The organism is Halomonas sp. 3F2F, assembly GCF_014897805.1.
Classification (GTDB): Bacteria; Pseudomonadota; Gammaproteobacteria; order Pseudomonadales; family Halomonadaceae; genus Vreelandella.
Genome location: NZ_JABUZE010000158.1, coordinates 13,922 through 32,777 on the forward strand (window position 1 = coordinate 13,922; position 18,856 = coordinate 32,777).

The following is an 18,856-nucleotide window of genomic DNA, read 5'->3' on the forward strand; positions in this document are numbered from 1 at the left end:
TCTGTTAGCGGCAGAAGATAGCGGCCGAAACAGCGTTTCGGCCTGCCTGCTTATTGTTCTACGTTCACGCCATACTCTGCTGCTGCATCCAGTAGCCAGCGGTAGCAGTAGTCGGCAAAACTGCGCCGCACGACTAACTCCCAACGCTCCTCACTGGGCCGACGAAGGATGGTCGTGGCCTTGGCGAAAACGGTAGTAACACCTTTGCCCACGGGAAAATGGCGGGGATGAACGTCGTAGATCACCGCTTTCATCAACAGCTCGCGGGCCGCCTCTCCGGTAATCTCTAACACCGTCTGCCCACCGCTGACATCGCTGATGGCGTAATGGGAATCCCCCAAACGCTCCCGCAGCTGCGTCTCTAGCGGGAATTCCTCACCGCTAGGCACAATCACCAGCCACTCGTCAGGGGAAAGCCACTGAATGGACCGCTCGCCGCTGGCATCCTGCACTAGCGCCTGGGGCTTGCCAGGCAGACTAATCCCCAGCACATCGCGCACCGCCTCATCGAGAACGATAGCACCGCCTCGTAAGATCAGATGCCCAAGCATTGCCCGCTCGCGTAGCTGAACCCGACTTGAACTACCAGCACGAGGAGCGCCGCTATGACGGTAGCTAAAGGCTAACGGAGACTCTACCGGGATAGCGGTATCAGTACGGGTATCGAAAGTGGCCGCATTAGACATTTTGGCGCTCTCCCTTGGGATCATAAAAAATGGTGCTGACAATTTCGGCTTCGTGAACTTGGCCGTCTGCCATGGGCAGATAGACGGTTTCGCCCATTTTCTTGAGGCCGCCCTTAACCACCGCTAAGGCAAATCCAGAGTCCAGAATTGGGCTGTAGTAGCTTGAGGTCACATGCCCTGCCATCGGCATTGGGATCGCATGCTTGGGATCAAACACAATCTGGGCGCCCTCTTCCAGCACCACCGTAGGGTCCTTCGGTTTGAGCCCCACTAGCTGCTTGCGGTTTTCGCGCTTGGTATCCGTTCGCGTCAGGGCTCGCTTACCAATCCATGAGAAAGGCTTGTCGTAACCTACGCACCACTGCATGCCCAGGTCTTCCGGCGTTACCGAGCCGTCGGTTTCCTGGCCAACGATAATAAAGCCTTTTTCAGCACGCAGGACGTGCATGGTCTCTGTGCCGTAGGGCGTCAAGCCATACTTTTCGCCATGCTTGAACAGGGTCTGCCACACGTGCATGGCGTAGTTGGCTTGAACGTTAATCTCAAAGGTCAACTCACCGGTAAAGGAGATCCGATAAACACGCGCAGGCACCCCGGCCACTTTTCCAGCACGCCACTCCATAAACTTAAAGCTATCGCGGTCGAGATCGATATCCGTCATCTCAGCCAGCAGTTTGCGTGCTTCGGGGCCAGTGATCGTCATGGTGGCCCAGTGGTCAGTCACTGAAGAGAAGTAGACATCCAGTTCTGGCCACTCGGTCTGATGCCATAACTCCAACCATTCCAATATCGCTGCTGCACCACCGGTGGTGGTGGTCATCAAAAAGTGATTTTCAGCAAGACAGCTAGTCACACCGTCATCGGTGACCATGCCATCATCTTTGCACATCAAGCCATAACGGCACTTACCAACTGCCAACTTCTCCCACTTGTTGGTATAGACACGCGCCAGGAATTCACGTGCATCCGGCCCTTGAATGTCGATCTTGCCAAGCGTCGAAGCATCGAGAATACCCACTTTCTCGCGCACCGCTAAACATTCCCGGGCGACCGCTTCGTGCATGGTCTCGGTCTTGCCATTCACCTTCTGTGGGTAGTACCAGGGACGCTTCCACTGACCGACATCCTCAAACTCGGCGCCGCGCTCAACGTGCCACTGATGAAGAGCGGTATAGCGCTCGGGATCGAACAGATCACGGCAGTGGCGACCCACAATGGCGCCAAAGGTCACCGGCGTATAATTTGGCCGAAATACCGTGGTGCCCACCTCGGGGATGGAGCGATTCAGGCAGCGAGCTGCAATGGCCATACCGTTAATATTGCCCAACTTGCCTTGGTCGGTACCGAAACCCATCGCGGTATAGCGCTTAATATGCTCGATAGACTCAAAGCCCTCCCGGGTAGCCAGTTCGATGCCCGCCGCAGTGACGTCGTTCTGCAGGTCAACGAATTGCTTCGGCCCGCGCAGCGTGGGTTTCTCATGGGGAACCTGGAAAAGTGCCACCGCAGGCCCCTGCTGGAGACGTTCAACGCTAGGCAGGTTAACCGGCTGAGCCGCGTGGCCTGTGGCTGCCGCTGCTTTAATACCAGCCTCAACCCCCTCAGCAAGTACGTCTCCCAACGCATAGGTGCCATTAGCGCCACCGCAGGCATGAACGCCCTTCACTAGCCCTGGTACAAAGCCGAGGATATCGTCACGCCAAGTAGGCCGCGCGCCGGTATGGGAAGCCAAGTGGATGACCGGACTATAGCCACCTGAGCTAGCAATAGTGTCGCAGGCCAATTCCTGGACTGGGCCGCTGACTCGGTAAGCGCCAATATCGATCTTGGCCACCCGTGCGGCAGTGACTCGATTGCTGCCTTTCGCCTCGATAACGGCACTGCCGGTGATGATCTTGATACCTTGGGCGCGGGCGGCATCGACCCAATCCCCTGCAGGTGCTTCGCGGGCATCAACAACCGCCACCACCTCGCAGCCTGCTTCCTTCCAGTCTAAGGCGGCGCGATAGCCATCATCGTTGCTGGTAGAGAGCACCAGTTGGCGACCTGGCACGACACCATAGCGTCGAATGTAGGTAGAAACAGCGCTTGCCAGTAGGTTGCCTGGAACGTCATTTCCCGCATACACCAATGGCCGCTCGTGAGCGCCTGTGGCTAAGATCACCTGACCAGCGCGAACTCGATGCATGCGGGAGCGTACCGGGCGGCGGCCATTGACGACAGGCGCCGTTTCGCCCAGATGCTCAGTACGCCGCTCGTACAGTGTCACAAAATTGTGATCGTGATAACCGTTAGCCGTGGTGCGTGGCAGCAGTGTGACGTTGTCACATCCGGCTAGCTCTTCAAGCACTCGAGCAACCCACTGGTCTGCCGACTTGCCATCCAGAGTTTCGCGGCTACCCAACAGTGAGCCGCCCATCTCTTCTTGCTCATCGGCAACGATCACCCGCGCACCGCCACGGGCAGCAGCCAATGCTGCAGACAAGCCAGCCGCGCCAGCGCCAACGACCAGCACATCGCAGTGTTGATGAAGGTGGTCATAGCTGTCTGGATCGGCTTCCATAGGGCTACGGCCCAGACCTGCCGCTTTGCGAATGTACTTTTCGTAGGTCAGCCACATCGACGCTGGTGCCATAAACGTCTTGTAGTAGAAGCCCGGCGGCATAAATTGCCCACCTAACTTGCCTATCAAGCCCATCAAGTCGCGCTGTACATTAGGCCAACCGTTGGTGCTACAGGCGGCTAATCCATCAAACAGTGCTTGCTGGGTAGCGCGAACATTGGGCACCTGTGCCGCTTCGGTACTGCCTAATTGAACAATGCCATTGGGTTCTTCAGCGCCTGCGGCGACGATGCCTCTGGGGCGGGAATACTTAAAGCTGCGGTTAACGATATCCACACCGTTAGCCAGCAGCGCCGAAGCCAGGGTATCTCCAGGATGCCCTTGGTAACGCTGACCGTTAAAGGTAAAGCTCAACGTGCGAGAGCGATCGATTCGGCCGCCTGCCTTTAGGCGGAACACTTGTTGCTTAGACTGACTCATGCCCGCACTCCTTCCTGATGGCTTACCGCTGCCGCCTCGCGAGGCTGCTTTTGGCTGTCGGCAGTTATCGTCGGCTGCTCGCCCATTTTGTAGGTCTCGAGAATCTCGTAGCTCACCGTATGACGCGTCACGTTGAAGAACTTGCGGCAACCTACCGCATGCACCCACATTTCGTGATGCACCCCTCTGGGGTTGTTGCGGAAGAAAAGGTAGTTCCCCCACTCTTCATCGCTACACGCCTCGGGCTCTTTGGGTCGCTCAATATGCGCCTGGCCCTTGGGGTGAAACTCCTCTTCCTCACGGTGCTCGCCGCAGTAGGGGCAATAGATATAAAACATGACGAATACTCCTCTCGTATGAACCCTAGTGGGCCACGCCGGCGGCGCCGTGCTCATCAATCAGCGCACCGCTATGGAAGCGGAACATGGAGAACGGCTCAGCAATGGGGTGCATCTCACCCTTAGCCAAGCTGGCAGCGAACACGTGACCCGATCCTGGAGTAGCTTTGAAGCCACCCGTGCCCCAACCACAGTTGAAGAACAACCCCTTCACCGGTGTTTTAGAGATAATCGGACAGGCATCCGGACAGGTATCGACAATACCGCCCCACTGACGATTCATACGCACCCTAGAGAAGATCGGGAACATCTCGACGATCGCCTGAAGGGTGTGTTCCACGGTAGGATAGCTACCGCGCTGACCATAGCCGTTATAGCCGTCAATGCCAGCGCCGATGACTAGGTCGCCTTTATCAGACTGACTGATATAGCCATGTACGTGATTAGACATCACCACGGTATCGAGAATCGGTTTGATCGGCTCGGAGACCAGGGCTTGTAGCGGGTGAGATTCCAAAGGCAACTGAAAGCCGCCCATATTGGCCAACACACCAGAATTACCGGCGGTCACACAGCCCACTGTCTTGGCTTCGATATCGCCACGGTTGGTGTGCACACCGTAGATCCTACCGTCACGGATTTTGAAGCCGGTAACTTCGGTCTGCTGGAGGATGTCCACCCCGTGAGCATCAGCACCGCGCGCATAGCCCCAGGCCACAGCATCATGCCGCGCTACCCCAGCACGCGGCTGCCAGGAAGCGCCCATCACTGGATAGCGAGCATTCTTGGAACAATCCATGATTGGCACCAGCGCCTGCACACCCCTGGTGTCCAGCACTTCGCCATCAATGCCGTTTAGGCGATTCGCGTTAACCCGGCGCTGGATATCGCGCATATCTTGCAGGGTATGCCCCAGGTTGAGCACCCCTCGCTGGGAGAACATGACGTTGTAGTTAAGGTCTTGGGAAAGCCCTTCCCACAGCTTCATGGCATGTTCGTAAAGGGCAGCCGATTCGTCCCATAAGTAGTTCGAACGCACGATAGTCGTATTACGGGCGGTATTACCACCGCCCAACCAGCCCTTCTCGATCACCGCGACATTCTTGACACCGAATTCTTTGGCCAAGTAGTAAGCCGTGGCCAAACCGTGGCCACCACCACCGACGATGATCACATCGTACTGCTTTTTAGGCGTGGGATTGCGCCATTGGCGCTCCCAGTTTTCATGGTGGCTCAGCGCGTGCTTGACCAGGCCGAAGCCGGAATAGCGTTGCATAGTGGTCTCCTTAGTTCAGCCGCGCCGGGCCTTGCCGGCAAGCCGATTCAAGCAATAGATTCGACGGCTTCAGCGACAGCTTCAGCATAGACAGGGTGCCGGGCACACACGTCACTCACTTTAGCCAGCACCTCGGCCTCGATGGCAGCGGTATCACTCCCAGCAGCTAATACGTCTAGGATGTCGCAACTCCAGCCAGCTAGTTCGCCACACTCTTGGGCATTGAAGCCACGCGTGGTGACCGCGGGGGTACCAATACGTAGACCCGATGTCACGAAGGGGCTCTGCGGGTCGTTGGGCACCGTGTTCTTATTAACGGTGATATGCGCGCGGCCCAATGCGGCATCCGCATCCTTACCCGTGACGCCCTGCTGGATAAGCGAGACTAAGAAAAGATGATCTTCGGTACCACCCGACACGACATCATAGCCGCGCTCCATGAATACGTTGGCCATGGCTTGGGCGTTGTCAATCACCTGCTGCTGGTAACGCACAAACTCCTGGCTCATGGCTTCCTTGAACGCCACCGCTTTCGCCGCGATAACATGCATCAATGGGCCACCTTGTTGGCCTGGGAAGACCGCACCATTAAGCTTTTTGTAGAGCGCCTCGTCGCCATCCGCAGACAGAATCAGACCACCGCGGGGGCCACGCAGCGTTTTGTGGGTAGTCGTGGTGACGACGTGGGCATGAGGCAGCGGGCTCGGATAAAGGTTAGCTGCCACTAAACCTGCAACGTGGGCCATGTCGACCATTAAGTAAGCACCCACTTCATCAGCGATAGTGCGGAAACGACGCCAATCCACCACGCGAGAGTAGGCAGAGAAACCGGCAATGATCATTTTCGGCTGATGCTCACGGGCCAAACGCTCAACTTCTTCGTAATCGATCTCACCGGTTTCCGGCTTGAGGCCGTACTGAACAGCGTTGTAGTGTTTGCCCGAGAAGTTCGGGGCGGCGCCGTGGGTTAAATGGCCGCCGTGGGCAAGGCTCATACCTAGAATAGTATCGCCAGGTTTGACCAGCGCCATAAACACAGCGGCATTTGCCTGAGCACCGGAATGCGGCTGCACATTGGCATAATTGGCACTAAATAAGTTGCAGGCACGTTCAATGGCTAAGGCCTCAACCTTGTCGACGAATTCACAACCACCGTAGTAGCGACGGCCTGGATAGCCTTCCGCATACTTGTTAGTCAGTTGGGTACCCTGCGCTTCCATGACAAGTTGACTGGTGTAATTTTCGGAGGCGATCAGCTCAATATGCGCTTCTTGGCGTACCGTTTCTTCAGCAATTGCTTCTGCAAGCAAACTGTCGTAACTGGCCAAACGTGCTTTTGGGGAAAAATTACTTTGAAGCATTATCGCCTCCTGATGAGTGACTTTTTTATTAAGTGCTGGACGTTCTCTTTAACGCTGACAAACCAAGCTTTCTATCAACCAGAGTTTCTATCAACCAAGGTTCCTATCAACGTTTTCTTACCGCGATACTATCGTTGGTTTCCTAGCCCAAGATACTTGTTGACGTCACCACTCGATGCATTTGCGACATCGACATCAATTAGCCAGGCTGCGCAGATAGATCGTCATTGATTACCCATAAAAAAGCGCCCTAAACGGCAAAAGCCATAAAGGGCGCTTTACTGAAGTATTAAAAAATGACTGCGTTAAAAATCGACGACGAGGTCCCCTTTAGGACGACTGCAGCAAGATAGAATGTATCCTTCTGCGACATCCTCATCCGTAATGCCCCCGTTATGCTCCATATCTACCTCCCCCGACTTGAGCTCTACACGGCAAGTACCGCATATCCCCATACCACATGCTTTGGGGATATGCAGACCCAACTTCGCCGCGGCTGCATGCACTGTTTCGCCAGGCTGAATGCGCACACTTTTGCCGGTCGATGCGAACTCAATGCAGTGCAAGTCATTGCTATCAACATTTTCAGCATCGACTTCTGCTTGCTCGGCCAGCTCACGCACATCATCACGAACGTCGACAGGCATGGCGCCAAACGACTCTTCGTGATAATGGCTCATATCAAAGTTATGGTGCTGCAAAATACGCTTGATGGCGTTCATGTAGGGAGTCGGGCCGCAACAAAAGATCTCCCTCTCCATAAAGTCCGGCACCATTAATTCAAACAGCGGCTCGGTGAGATACCCCCGGTAGCCAGCCCATGCCTCACCAATATCCTCTTTACTCTCACAGATAATATGCAGTTTGAATTCGGGGATACGCGAAAACATATGCACCAATTCACGATGATAAATGACATCGCGGGGAGCTCGAGCACTATGTATAAATTCAACATCCACAGCGGCATTAGTATCAAAAAGCCAACGTGTCATGGACATTAAAGGGGTAATGCCAACACCGCCAGAGAGGAACAACACTTTCTCGGCGGGAAAGTCGATCGAGTTAAAGTTACCGACTGGCCCATGCACCACCAGCTCGTCGCCTATTTTTAAATTGGCATGCAGCCAATTGGAAACCTTGCCTCCCGGCACCTGCTTAACAGTGATCGAAAAGCTGTAAGGAATAGAGGGTGAGCTTGAGATTGTATAGGAGCGCATGATCGGCTGATTATCGATCTCAAGCTCAAGGGTCACAAACTGGCCAGGCTTGAAGAAGAACAGTACGGGTTGCTCCGCCATAAAACAGAACGTGCGTACATCTTGGGTTTCTTGGATCACCTTAACGCAACGTACCTGGTGGCGGCCGTTAGTCCAGGTTTGGGTCGTGACCGGGTTAAAGAAATTAGTTGTCATTATCGCCTCTGCCTGACCAGCCTTCATCGCTATGCATTACCGAACCATATTCGCTATAGCCCAGCACCGTTGATGTGCATTTTGGGGACGCTCCTCTTAGCCGACTTACCTGACAACGACGCGCACTTACCTCGTGCCACTCTTTATTGCTTAGAAAGCTCTTCTTTAGTCGCCGTTACGCCACCTGATGTCGCGGGCAGATAACTGGTAGGGGTTAGCCTGCAACACAATCAGACACTGACATCAGGCCCCATTCGAATAAAACGCCAGGTTACGCAACAGAACAACAAGATAAACAATCTTGACTAACGGCCGCCACGCAGCCCTTGAGGGGAAAGCGGAGGTTTACGAGGATACTGGTATGGAAAAAAGTGTTTCTAATATGATGGACGACCCACTCACTGCGGCTCGTGAGTCAACGGCCCATATGCTGCAGGAAAGGGCGCGTACCTTTTCTCTTCCGCAACCGTTTTATAACGATGCCCGACTGTTTGCTCTTGATATGCAAGAGATTTTCGAAAAAGAGTGGTTGTTCGCAGGCATGACATGCGAGATCCCCACCAAGGGTAACTTCATCACCTTGGATATTGGCGACAACCCCATTGTTATTGTGCGCGGTAGTGAAGGCGTTATTCATGCGTTTCACAATGTGTGCCGCCATCGCGGTTCGCGTCTGTGCGTTAAAGATAAGGGCAAGGTAGCAAAACTCGTCTGCCCGTATCATCAGTGGACTTACGAGCTTGATGGCCGATTGCTGTTTGCCGGTAGCGACATGGGCACTGACTTCGACCTCAACCAGTTTGGCCTCAAGCCGGTCAACGTCCAAACAGCTGGCGGCTTCATCTTTATCAACCTGAGCGATGAACCACCTGCCATTGACGATTTTCTGACAACGCTTGAGCACTATCTCGAGCCGTACCAGATGGACAACGTCAAGGTTGCCACCGAATCCAGCATCGTCGAGCAAGCCAACTGGAAACTCGTGATCGAAAACAACCGCGAGTGCTACCACTGTAACGGCGCCCACCCTGAACTGCTTAATTCGTTGCAGGAGTTTGATGATACCGACGACCCCCGCGCAACACCCGCTTATAAAGCGCTGGTGGCACGTAAACAAGCAGATTGGGATGCCGAGCAGGTGCCCTACCAGTTAAAGCGGCTTGGTAAACGCAACCGCCTGACGCGTACGCCACTGCTGGATGGCATTGTCTCCATGACAATGGATGGTAAGCCCGGCAGCAAGAAACTGATGGGACGTTTATCAAGCCCCGATATGGGCTCACTGCGTATCCTTCACCTGCCCAACTCATGGAACCATTTCATGGGCGATCACGCGGTGGTATTTCGCGTATTGCCAATTGGTCCGCAGCAAACCGTGGTAACCACCAAATGGCTGGTTCACAAGGATGCCGTAGAAGGCGTCGACTACGATCCCGAGCAGCTTCGCCGAGTATGGGATGCCACCAACGACCAGGATCGCCAGCTCGCCGAAGAGAACCAGCGCGGCATCAACTCAAAGGCTTATCAGCCTGGGCCTTATTCCGAAACCTATGAGTTCGGTGTTATCGACTTTGTCAATTGGTACGCCGCCCGCATGCTTGAGAATCTAGGCCACGAGGCTCCCGTGTTACAGTTAGCGCAAGGCTGACGTTTGCAGAGTAATTTCCCCATCCATCTGGCCCGCTTATGCGGGCCAGACTTGTTTAGCGGCGTGCATAGAGATTGATTGTCACCTTCACCAGAACTCAGCCGAGAACGCTAACCACGTGTACACATAAAAGACACATGTGTACACTGCATCGCAACACTCCTAAAGGTTAGCCCCATGCCCTCCCCCAATACGTCCGCCACCAAGGGCTCCCAAGACGTCTGGCTTGATGCAGCGTTTGAGACGCTACTGGAATCGGGCATCGATAGCGTCCGCATTCTGCCCCTGGCCAAGCGCCTAAAGCTTTCTCGGACCAGTTTCTACTGGTTCTTTAAGGACCGTGAGTCACTGCTGGAAGCACTGATCGCACGCTGGCGTGAAAAGAACACCCAGGGACTAGTGCATCAGACTGAAGCTTATGCCGAGAATATCGTCGAGGCGATGCTTAATGTCTTCGACTGCTGGTTAGACCCTAACTTATTCGACTCCCCGCTAGAGTTCGCCATGCGCAGTTGGGCACTGCAGTCGGCGCCGGTGGTGAGTGAAATCGAGACTGCCGATGCCACACGTATCGAAGCCCTGACACGCATGTTCCAGCGCTACGGTTATGATTCACTGGCGGCCAACGTTCGTGGCCGCACGATCTACCTAACCCAGATCGGCTATATCTCGATGAAGACGCAGGAGCCGATCAAAGTACGCATGCAGCGCATCCCCGCCTATGTCGCAATATTCACCGGCCAGTCTCCTGACGCAAGGGAGCTGCAACGCTTCCATGCCCGCCATGGGTACATAGAAGAGTAGTCGGCCGATACGATAAGCGACGGGTTTATGTCAGTTACCGCCCCGCCAACGTACACCAATGAACATTAAATTGACAGATATGAACATCGGCACCTAACTTTGTTAAATACACAACAAAATAGAGTGCTACCCATGGCTAACGATCCGCTGTTGCAGCCCTTCCAACTCAAACACCTGACCCTAAAAAACAGGCTTATGATGACAGCTCATGAGCCCGCTTATCCTGAGGATGGGATGCCCAAAGCACTCTACCGTGCCTACCACGTCGAACGGGCCAAGGCAGGTCTTGGCCTGACCATGACGGCAGGATCCGCGGCGGTAGCAAAAGACAGCCCGCCGGTGTTCAACAATATTCTCGCCTATAAGGATGAAGTCGTACCTTGGATGCGTGAGCTGACCGATGCCTGCCACGAGCACGGTACCGCGGTAATGATCCAACTGACTCACTTGGGCCGACGTACCCGCTGGGACAAAGGTGACTGGTTGCCAGCAGTGTCGCCTTCGCATCGCCGCGAGGCATCCCACCGCGCCTTTCCCAAACAGGTCGAGGACTGGGATATCGAACGTTTGATCCGTGACTACGCCGATGCTGCCGAACGCATGCACGCTGCCGGTCTCGATGGCATCGAGCTGCAGGCCTACGGCCACCTGATGGATCAGTTTTGGTCGCCACTGACCAATACCTTAGAGGAACCTTATGGTGGGGATCTCGATAACCGACTGCGTTTCACCTTTGACGTGCTGCGCGCCATTCGCCAGCGAGTTGGTGAGGCGTTCATCGTCGGCGTTCGCTATACCGGCGACGAAATGCTATCGGGTGGACTGACATCCAGTGATGGGCTGGAGATCTCACGACGCTTGAAGAGTAGCGGCCTGATAGACTTCCTCAACGTGGTTCGCGGCCACATCGACACCGACGCGGGGCTCACCGACGTGATTCCCATCCAAGGCATGCCCAGCGCCCCGCACCTGGATTTTGCCGGAGAAATACGTCGTGAGACCGATTTCCCCACTTTTCATGGCGCCAAGATCCAGGATGTCGCCACTGCCCGTTATGCCATCGCCTCCGGCAAGGTCGACATCATCGGCATGACCCGTGCCCACATGGCCGACCCGCACATCGTGCGCAAAATCGTAGAGGGGCGAGAGGAAGAGATCCGCCCCTGCGTTGGCGCCAACTACTGCCTTGACCGCATCTATCAAGGCGGTGCCGCCTACTGCATCCATAACGCGGCCACCGGGCGTGAAACCAGCATGCCCCACACCATTTCCAAAGCGGCACAGCAACGGCGAGTCGTCATTATCGGCGCAGGTCCAGCGGGATTAGAAGCCGCTCGTGTTGCCGGCGAGCGTGGCCATTCGGTGGTGATATTAGAAGCTGCCAGCGATGCTGGAGGGCAGATACGGCTCACGGCGCAGAGTGAGCGACGTCGCGAGATGCTGGGCATCATCGATTGGCGTCTGTCGCGCTGCGAGGCACTCGGTGTCGAGATCCGCTACAACGTCTGGGCCGAAGCCGAGGACGTGCTCGCCGAAAAACCTGATGTGGTGATCGTGGCCACCGGCGGCTACCCCATGGAAGACCAACCCACCGTCGGCCACGACTTAGTGATCAACACCTGGGACATTCTTTCCGGGCACGTGCCGCCGGGCAAGCGGGTATTACTGTTCGACGATGCAGGCGACCATGCCGCCTTGCAGGCGGCAGAGATCATTGCCGCCACGGGAGCAGAGCTTGAGATTATGACGCCGGACCGCACCTTCTCCGCAGAGATCATGGCCATGAACCTGGTGCCCTACATGCGCTCCCTACAGCGCGCCAACGTCATATTCACACCGACTTACCGACTGAAGTCCGTGCAGCGCGACGGCAACCAACTGCTCGCCGAAATCACCAGCGATTATGTTGTTCACGGCCAGCAGGATAAGGGGTATGAGCGGCGCATCGACCAAGTGGTGGTCAACTACGGCATTACACCGATGGCCGAACTCTATTTTGAGCTAAAGCCGCACTCCAGCAACCGCGGCGAGGTGAATTACGATGACCTAATCGTGGGCGCCCCCCAGAGCATAACGCGCAATCCGGATGGCAGCTTCCAACTGTTCCGTATCGGTGATGCCGTCGAGTCCCGCAATACTCACGCGGCCATCTACGACGCGCTTAGGTTGGTCAAAGACCTTTAGTTTTCGCATCAAACCGGCGCGGTAAAAACGCTGCTTGGGCTTAGTCGGGAGAGAGCCCCCGCAGACGCTCACTGCGACGGCGTAGCAGCTCAAGTGTGGTAAGCAGCAGCATCGAGAGCAGCACCAGCAGGGTCGCCACAGCGAGAATCGTTGGGCTGATCTGCTCGCGAATGCCCGACCACATCTGAATCGGCATGGTACGTTGCTCGGGCCCGGCAATGAACAGCACCACCACCACCTCGTCGAAGGACGTAATGAAAGCAAACAACGCTCCTGATACCACCCCTGGTGTTACCAGTGGCAGCACCACCTTAAAGAAGGTCCGTGTCGGGTTAGCGCCGAGGCTATGCGCCGCGCGGATCAGCGTGGTGTCGAAGCTCGATAGCGTAGCGGTTACGGTGATGACCACGAAGGGAATGCCGAGCGCCGTGTGGGCCAGGATCACGCCTACGTAGGTCTGGGCGAGATTGACCTTGGAAAAAAAGAAAAACATCGCCGCCGCTGAGATGATCAACGGCACGATCATCGGCGAGATCAACAGCGCCATGATCGCGCCACGCGCTGGCATATGCCGACTCGACAACCCTAACGCCGCCACCGTCCCTAGCACTGTGGCTAGCAGCGTGGACGCAATACCGATGATAAAGCTGTTCTTGATGGCATTGAGCCACTCACTCGATGTAAAGAAGTCCTGATACCAGCGCAACGAATAACCGGCTGGGTCGAAAGTCAGCATTTCCTTACTGAAGGTGAAGTAGGGCTGCGCGTTGAATGACAGCGGTATGATCACCAATAGCGGCCCGATCAGGAATAGGAACACCAGGCCGCAGATAGCCAGAAAGATGTAATGCCAAATGCGCTCGCCACGGGTGGCGTAGGAAGGAATAGCCATCGTTTACCCCAGCTTGACCTTGTCGACGCCGATCAGACGATTGAATACCAAATAACAGATAATCACCACGAACAGCAGGATGGAGGCAATCGCAGCCGCCAGTCCCCAGTTGAGCGATGTCTGCATATGGTAGGCGATGTAATTAGTGATGAAGCGACCCGACTGCCCACCCACCAACGCCGGTGTGATGTAGTAGCCAATCGACAGTATGAATACCAAGATGCCACCAGCGGCGATGCCTGGGATGGTCAGCGGAAAATAGACTCGACGAAAACTGAGAAACGGCTTGCCGCCCAACGAGCGCGCGGCGCGCATATAGCTGGGTGGAATGGTCTTCATCACCGAGTAAAGCGGTAGAATCATGAAAGGCAGCAGAATATGCGTCATGGCGATGATCGTGCCCATCTTGTTGTGGATCATCTGCCACCTCGCCTCATCGGCGATCACGCCGAGGGCTACCATCACGTCATTGAGCACCCCCTGCGACTGCAGGATGGCAATCCAGGTAGTGGTGCGCACCAGCAGCGAGGTCCAGAACGGTAGCAGTACCAGGATCATCAGCAGATTGGAGTGACGCGTCGGCAGGTTCGCCAGCAGAAAGGCCACCGGAAAACCGAGCGCTAGCGTCAGGCCCGTGATGACAGCGCTCATCCATAGCGTTCGCCAAAACAGGGTGGCGTGGATCTGCATATGTTCCGGCACTTTGGCGATCTCGCCGTCCGCGTTCAACTGACGGTCGACCGCTGCCAGATAATACGAAATGGTGTAGGGCGACGCCTCACGCTGGATCAGCTTCCAGGTATCGAGTTCTCCCCAGGTATCGTTGACCTCGATCAGAGACTCGCGATACGGCGGTTCCAGCCTACCAACACGTCGCGCCGTGCGGCTAATGGTCGAACGCATGCCCGACTTTTCATAGTTCAGCCGGCTGGACAACAACCCCAGGTTGCGTTCCTGCTGTCCGACACGAAGGTCCTCAGCCAAGGCGGCAAAGGCGGCTTCATCGGGTAATGACTCCCCATTCCAGCCTTCCAGCGCTGAAACGGTTCGTGATAGATGGGTAGACACTTCAGGGTTATCGACACTGCGCCACAGCATTTCGAACAAGGGCATCAGAAAGGCGATAAACAGGAATGCCAGTAGCGGCGCAACCAGCAGCAGCGCCTTGATTTTCGAGCGTCGTACGGTGCGACGCAGGCTAACCTTGAGCGGCACGCCATCGGCCGTTGTCAGAGGAGCTGCAAGCGGTTCGGACACGTAGATCTCTCCGTCAGGCAAGAAAAGCGATCAGCAACGATCGGCTATCGGTTATGCCGCCGCCCGATTGTCGACGGACGGCGGCAGCGCCTTACTGGGATAGCCAGGCGTTAAAGCGCTGGGTCAGCTCATCGTTGTAGTCAGCCCAAAACAGGTCATCTTTTTGCAGTGCCGTTGCGAAGTTAGGTTCGTGGGTTGGCATGTGCGGCGTCATATCGATACCGGTTTCGGCATGGGTGGACACCAGCTCAGAGGAAGAAAGACGTGCCGGGCCATAGGAAATGTACTGAGCCTGATCGGCGAGTCGCTGGGTATCGGTGGCGAAATGGAGATAATCCTTCACCTTGTCGAGCTTGCCGGTGGGCACAACCCAGCCATCTAGCTCGAACACCTGCGCATCCCAAATGATCTCGAAGGGTTGGTCTTCAGTGACCATGGCATTGAAGATCCGACCATTGTAGGCGGAGGCAAAGGCGACTTCCTGATCGGCCAACAGCTGAGGCGGCTGGGCACCCTCTTCCCACCAGATGACTTCATCCTTGATGGTATCCAGCTTGTCGAAGGCACGCTGCACGCCTTCTTCGGTCTCAAGCATGGCGTAGACCTCATCACGCTCGACACCATCGGCAATCAAGGCCCATTCCATATTGTTAATTGGCTTGCGCAGCAGAGCCCGCTTGCCGGGGTAGTTCTCCAGGTCGAAGACATCCTCGATGGTGCTGGGCTGAGCGTCCTCTGGGAACATCTCGCTATTGAAGGCGACAATATTGGAATAGACGATGGACGCCACAAAGCAGTCCCCCAAGCCCCCCTCGACGAAGTCCTCACTTGGCGGCGTGCCATCCGGGGCGTCGGCCAGCAGCTCATCGTGGTCGAGGGGCTCGATAAGCCCTTCGTCACAAGCGATCATGGCATCGGCGGGGAGCATGTCGACTAAATCCCAGGTCACGTTGCCAGCCTGAGATTGAGCACGCAGACCGGCCAAAGCGTTACCACTGCGGTCGATATTGACAATCTCGTCACCCGTCTTCTCTATCCACGGCTTATCGTAAGCCTCGTGCTGGCTCATGCTGTAAGCACCGCCCCAAGAAACAATATTCAGCGTCTGCTGAGCATGGGCACTAACCGCCACGGCAAGTGCCGACATCCCCACGGCAGCGATACTTGTCTTAACAACGCGATTGCTGATTTTCATAGAGATTCTCCGTTTGCTGTTGTCATCGCCGCCGGCACCATCAGGTACCGAGAAACGGCGCACTTGACTGCCGTCCGGCTCATGCATCCAACGCGCGGCAATCGGCACTCGACCAACCAACCTGAATTTGCTGGCCGGGGCGCATCACCCCACACCCTTGGGCATTGGGCGTTTTCAAAATAAAGTCCTCGTTACCGCACACCGACACCCGCGTGCGTAGATGGTCGCCAAGGTAGATAACCTCCTGCACCGTAGCAGTGAACTGGTTGTCGAACTGCGCGCCGTCGGTATCATCCGGCAGGATGCTGACCCGCTCGGGTCTCAGTGATAGCGTCGTACGCGAGCCTACGTCGCCCGACGCCACCGCTTTGGCAATCACCATGTCGCCGCTATCCAGGCGCACCTTGCAGTCACTACCGAGGTGCTCGATAACGTCACCCACCAAGCGGTTGTTCTCGCCGATGAAATACGCCACAAAGGCATTTTCCGGTCGTTCGTAGAGTTCGTCCGGAGAGGCCAACTGCTGCACAATGCCATCGTTGAAGACCGCAATCCGGTCAGACATGGTCAGTGCTTCGGTCTGGTCGTGGGTGACGTAAATCATGGTTACCCCAAGACGGGCGTGAATGCGCTTAATCTCGTACTGCATCTCTTCGCGAAGATTCTTGTCCAGCGCGCCCAGCGGTTCGTCCATCAGCACCAGATCAGGCTCAAAGACCAGCGCACGAGCCAATGCCACCCGTTGCTGCTGGCCGCCAGAGAGCTGCGCCGGGCGGCGATCACCAAACTCTTCCAGGCGTACCATGGCCAGTGCCTTAGCCACTTTCTCCTTGATCTCCGCTTTGCTGAGATGGCGCACCTCAAGCGGGAAAGCAAGATTCTCGGCCACCGTCATGTGCGGGAATAACGCATAGTTCTGGAAGACCATGCCAATGCCACGCTTGTGCGGCGGCAAGCCACTAATTGGCTCGTCGTTGAGTAGAATCTCACCATGGGTGGGGGTTTCGAAGCCTGCCATCATCATCAGACAGGTGGTCTTTCCAGAGCCCGAAGGGCCTAGCAGGGTGACGAATTCACCCTTGCGGATATCAAGATTGAAGTCCTTGACGACCAGTTCAACACCGTCATAGCTCTTTTGGACATTGACGAAGCGGGCAAAACTCGACGGCACTTCTGCCGCTGCCGCCGTCGTGCCCCCAGCATCTGCAAGGGTCTCATTCATACACATTCCCCGGTAAAAGTCCCGTTGCGCCAAGGTAAGTGCTCGATTCAACACATACCTCCACACATCCCCGGGCCCCCTATTGGTTTATATTTTTTTCCTAATACTTATTAATGACCATAAGGTGAGTTTGTAGCGCATTACAATTTCCGGGGAGGACAATTAGCGTTGAATATCAACCTAACATAGGCATAGCAAAGTCAACTATGGGAGATATCTTTTGGCATCGAGACACAGCAATGCCCATGGAGGATTCCCCCATGGACAGGAGCGGCGCTATCGGTTAGGTCATATTCAAGCGGCAAGCGGCAAGCGGCAAGCGGCAAGCGGCAAGCGGCATACTTAAACGTACAATGGCATCGTTGCGTTCATCTTCGCACCATTCTTCGCACTATGTATTGCTTGCCTGTCAGTTTCTGTCCATCTGCAGCTCTTTTACGACAATATCACCATCAATCACGATGGGTTCATCATCAAGAAACAATGAGCAATTACGCATCGGGATATCCAAGTGGCAGGCGGTATCATTTGTGCCACCTAGCTCGCTGTTCGGGCCGGTGGAGAACATCACGTTGCCATAAAAGCTGCGCGGCTCCATCCCCATGCCCCCCGGGAACTCCCCCGGCACCATGCGGTGCCATTTGGCGTTCGGGTTCATGCCCCAGCCAACATGGCTCATGCCCATGCCGCGCGGGTCGTTAAAGCTATCCATATAGGATTTCACTAGCTCCGCATCGAGCCCACCGCGTATGCCGGTAATCCAGCCCTTTTCAATGGTGTAGGTAATGGGCTCTCTGACATATATGTTCTGGGGTAGCAGAATATCGCCCGGCGCCACCACAATGGTGCCATCAACGCCATCGTCATCCCCTCCGGTAAACACAAAGCCAGAGGGCCAGTGATCCCAACGCCCCGGTTCGTCAGTACAGGCATATTCAGCAACCGTCTCATAAGTATTCAGTTGATAGGTGACATCAGTGCCATGGCGCGAGGTGATGCGCATCACTTTGGCTTTTTCCAGCAGCGCGGCGGCCAGTTCAACCTTTTCCCTTAGTTCCTTGGTGGGCAACATTCTGGCCAGTAATTCTGGCGGTTCAACCGCCGTCAAGATGCGCGTACCCGCGGCTTGGATCGCCATTTGCTCGGGAGAGAACAGCAGGAAAATACAATCGATCAACATGTCGCAGTTTTTCAGCGCTTCCACCGCATCGGGCATGCTAGCAAGCCCCGTTGTTCCCACGGCCCAGCCACCGGTAGGTAACGGCGCGGGTAACCGCATGTGGTACATATTGGCGCCTAAACGCTGTCCCGCCGCCATAAAGGCATCCGCATAATTAAGGCGTTCGCTACCCTGGGTCAGTACGACGAGTTTTTCGCCTTCATGTACGCCGGACATTTTTAGCTGATGGAGGCAAATTTCGGCAAAGCTTGCGTGATCCATACATACTCCTAACTCCCCAGGCGAAAGCACAGCTATAGCATACTGGGGAGTGTTAGCTGAGAGCGCTCGTGCTCACCTTTGGGCACACCAAGCGCTC

General features: G+C 55.6%; 15 protein-coding genes. 4 read left to right on the forward strand and 11 right to left on the reverse strand.

From position 1 onward, the window contains the following. Nucleotides 1-50 precede the first annotated feature (50 nt). The 6 genes from INT21_RS16510 to INT21_RS16535 all read right to left on the reverse strand — a co-directional run bounded on the left by INT21_RS16510 (nucleotide 51) and on the right by INT21_RS16535 (nucleotide 8,116). A complete protein-coding gene (locus INT21_RS16510; RefSeq protein ID WP_193061701.1) occupies nucleotides 51-686 on the reverse strand; it encodes a sarcosine oxidase subunit gamma in 636 nt (211 codons plus the stop codon). Then, entirely contained in the window at nucleotides 679-3,729 is a 3,051-nt protein-coding gene (locus INT21_RS16515) for a sarcosine oxidase subunit alpha family protein (RefSeq protein WP_193061702.1), read from the reverse strand. Before INT21_RS16515 ends, INT21_RS16510 begins: the two co-directional genes overlap by 8 nt. Further along, complete coding sequence (locus INT21_RS16520) at nucleotides 3,726-4,067, reverse strand: sarcosine oxidase subunit delta (RefSeq protein ID WP_038480866.1); 342 nt, start codon at nucleotides 4,065-4,067, stop codon at nucleotides 3,726-3,728. The genes INT21_RS16515 and INT21_RS16520 overlap by 4 nt, the downstream gene beginning before the upstream one ends. A 25-nt stretch (nucleotides 4,068-4,092) precedes the next feature. Then, nucleotides 4,093-5,343: a sarcosine oxidase subunit beta family protein gene (locus tag INT21_RS16525; RefSeq protein WP_193061703.1), complete on the reverse strand. Its 1,251-nt coding sequence runs from the start codon at nucleotides 5,341-5,343 to the stop codon at nucleotides 4,093-4,095. A 47-nt stretch (nucleotides 5,344-5,390) separates the two neighbouring features. Further along, nucleotides 5,391-6,704, reverse strand: coding sequence for a serine hydroxymethyltransferase (gene glyA, locus INT21_RS16530; protein WP_193061704.1), 1,314 nt, complete (start codon nucleotides 6,702-6,704; stop codon nucleotides 5,391-5,393). 305 nt (nucleotides 6,705-7,009) lie between these two features. Further along, entirely contained in the window at nucleotides 7,010-8,116 is a 1,107-nt protein-coding gene (locus tag INT21_RS16535; protein ID WP_193085489.1) for a hybrid-cluster NAD(P)-dependent oxidoreductase, read from the reverse strand. 361 nt (nucleotides 8,117-8,477) lie between these two features. On the opposite strand from INT21_RS16535, the gene INT21_RS16540 reads away from it, so the two are divergent. From INT21_RS16540 to INT21_RS16550, 3 genes are all read left to right on the forward strand, one after another. Further along, the gene (locus INT21_RS16540; RefSeq protein WP_193061706.1) at nucleotides 8,478-9,764 is read left to right on the forward strand and encodes an aromatic ring-hydroxylating oxygenase subunit alpha; all 1,287 of its coding nucleotides are present in this window, start codon (nucleotides 8,478-8,480) and stop codon (nucleotides 9,762-9,764) included. Between the two features lie 177 nt (nucleotides 9,765-9,941). Continuing rightward, complete coding sequence (locus INT21_RS16545) at nucleotides 9,942-10,568, forward strand: TetR/AcrR family transcriptional regulator (RefSeq protein ID WP_193061707.1); 627 nt, start codon at nucleotides 9,942-9,944, stop codon at nucleotides 10,566-10,568. A gap of 132 nt (nucleotides 10,569-10,700) precedes the next feature. Beyond that, nucleotides 10,701-12,752, forward strand: a complete 2,052-nt coding sequence (locus tag INT21_RS16550) for an oxidoreductase (protein ID WP_193061708.1) — start codon at nucleotides 10,701-10,703, stop codon at nucleotides 12,750-12,752. A 40-nt stretch (nucleotides 12,753-12,792) separates the two neighbouring features. Here the strand turns inward: INT21_RS16550 and INT21_RS16555 are convergent, their stop codons facing one another. The 4 genes from INT21_RS16555 to INT21_RS16570 form a co-directional block, all read right to left on the reverse strand. Then, on the reverse strand, nucleotides 12,793-13,644 hold the full coding sequence (locus tag INT21_RS16555) for an ABC transporter permease (protein ID WP_089039316.1): 852 nt from the start codon (nucleotides 13,642-13,644) through the stop codon (nucleotides 12,793-12,795). Between the two features lie 3 nt (nucleotides 13,645-13,647). Then, complete coding sequence (locus tag INT21_RS16560) at nucleotides 13,648-14,901, reverse strand: ABC transporter permease (RefSeq protein ID WP_232471383.1); 1,254 nt, start codon at nucleotides 14,899-14,901, stop codon at nucleotides 13,648-13,650. Nucleotides 14,902-14,992: 91 nt separating this feature from the next. Beyond that, a complete protein-coding gene (locus INT21_RS16565) occupies nucleotides 14,993-16,096 on the reverse strand; it encodes an extracellular solute-binding protein (protein ID WP_193061709.1) in 1,104 nt (367 codons plus the stop codon). A gap of 79 nt (nucleotides 16,097-16,175) precedes the next feature. Continuing rightward, nucleotides 16,176-17,318, reverse strand: a complete 1,143-nt coding sequence (locus INT21_RS16570; RefSeq protein ID WP_193061710.1) for an ABC transporter ATP-binding protein — start codon at nucleotides 17,316-17,318, stop codon at nucleotides 16,176-16,178. 220 nt (nucleotides 17,319-17,538) lie between these two features. Between INT21_RS16570 and INT21_RS20615 the strand changes: the two genes are divergently transcribed. After that, on the forward strand, nucleotides 17,539-17,664 hold the full coding sequence (locus tag INT21_RS20615) for a hypothetical protein (protein WP_264299638.1): 126 nt from the start codon (nucleotides 17,539-17,541) through the stop codon (nucleotides 17,662-17,664). A 63-nt stretch (nucleotides 17,665-17,727) separates the two neighbouring features. On the opposite strand, the gene INT21_RS16575 is transcribed toward INT21_RS20615, so the two are convergent. Further along, nucleotides 17,728-18,759 carry a leucyl aminopeptidase gene (locus tag INT21_RS16575; RefSeq protein WP_193061711.1) on the reverse strand — a complete coding sequence of 344 codons (1,032 nt, stop codon included), beginning with the start codon at nucleotides 18,757-18,759 and terminating at the stop codon, nucleotides 17,728-17,730. Nucleotides 18,760-18,856 lie beyond the last annotated feature (97 nt).

Coding starts and splice junctions, on each gene's coding strand:
- INT21_RS16520 (WP_038480866.1), bottom strand. CDS start 4,067: ATGTTTTATATCTATTGCCCCTACTGCGGCGAGCACCGTGAGGAAGAG.
- INT21_RS16555 (WP_089039316.1), bottom strand. CDS start 13,644: ATGGCTATTCCTTCCTACGCCACCCGTGGCGAGCGCATTTGGCATTAC.
- INT21_RS16515 (WP_193061702.1), bottom strand. CDS start 3,729: ATGAGTCAGTCTAAGCAACAAGTGTTCCGCCTAAAGGCAGGCGGCCGA.
- INT21_RS16535 (WP_193085489.1), bottom strand. CDS start 8,116: ATGACAACTAATTTCTTTAACCCGGTCACGACCCAAACCTGGACTAAC.
- INT21_RS16545 (WP_193061707.1), top strand. CDS start 9,942: ATGCCCTCCCCCAATACGTCCGCCACCAAGGGCTCCCAAGACGTCTGG.
- INT21_RS16525 (WP_193061703.1), bottom strand. CDS start 5,343: ATGCAACGCTATTCCGGCTTCGGCCTGGTCAAGCACGCGCTGAGCCAC.
- glyA (WP_193061704.1), bottom strand. CDS start 6,704: ATGCTTCAAAGTAATTTTTCCCCAAAAGCACGTTTGGCCAGTTACGAC.
- INT21_RS16570 (WP_193061710.1), bottom strand. CDS start 17,318: ATGAATGAGACCCTTGCAGATGCTGGGGGCACGACGGCGGCAGCGGCA.
- INT21_RS16510 (WP_193061701.1), bottom strand. CDS start 686: ATGTCTAATGCGGCCACTTTCGATACCCGTACTGATACCGCTATCCCG.
- INT21_RS16540 (WP_193061706.1), top strand. CDS start 8,478: ATGGAAAAAAGTGTTTCTAATATGATGGACGACCCACTCACTGCGGCT.
- INT21_RS16550 (WP_193061708.1), top strand. CDS start 10,701: ATGGCTAACGATCCGCTGTTGCAGCCCTTCCAACTCAAACACCTGACC.
- INT21_RS16565 (WP_193061709.1), bottom strand. CDS start 16,096: ATGAAAATCAGCAATCGCGTTGTTAAGACAAGTATCGCTGCCGTGGGG.
- INT21_RS16575 (WP_193061711.1), bottom strand. CDS start 18,759: ATGGATCACGCAAGCTTTGCCGAAATTTGCCTCCATCAGCTAAAAATG.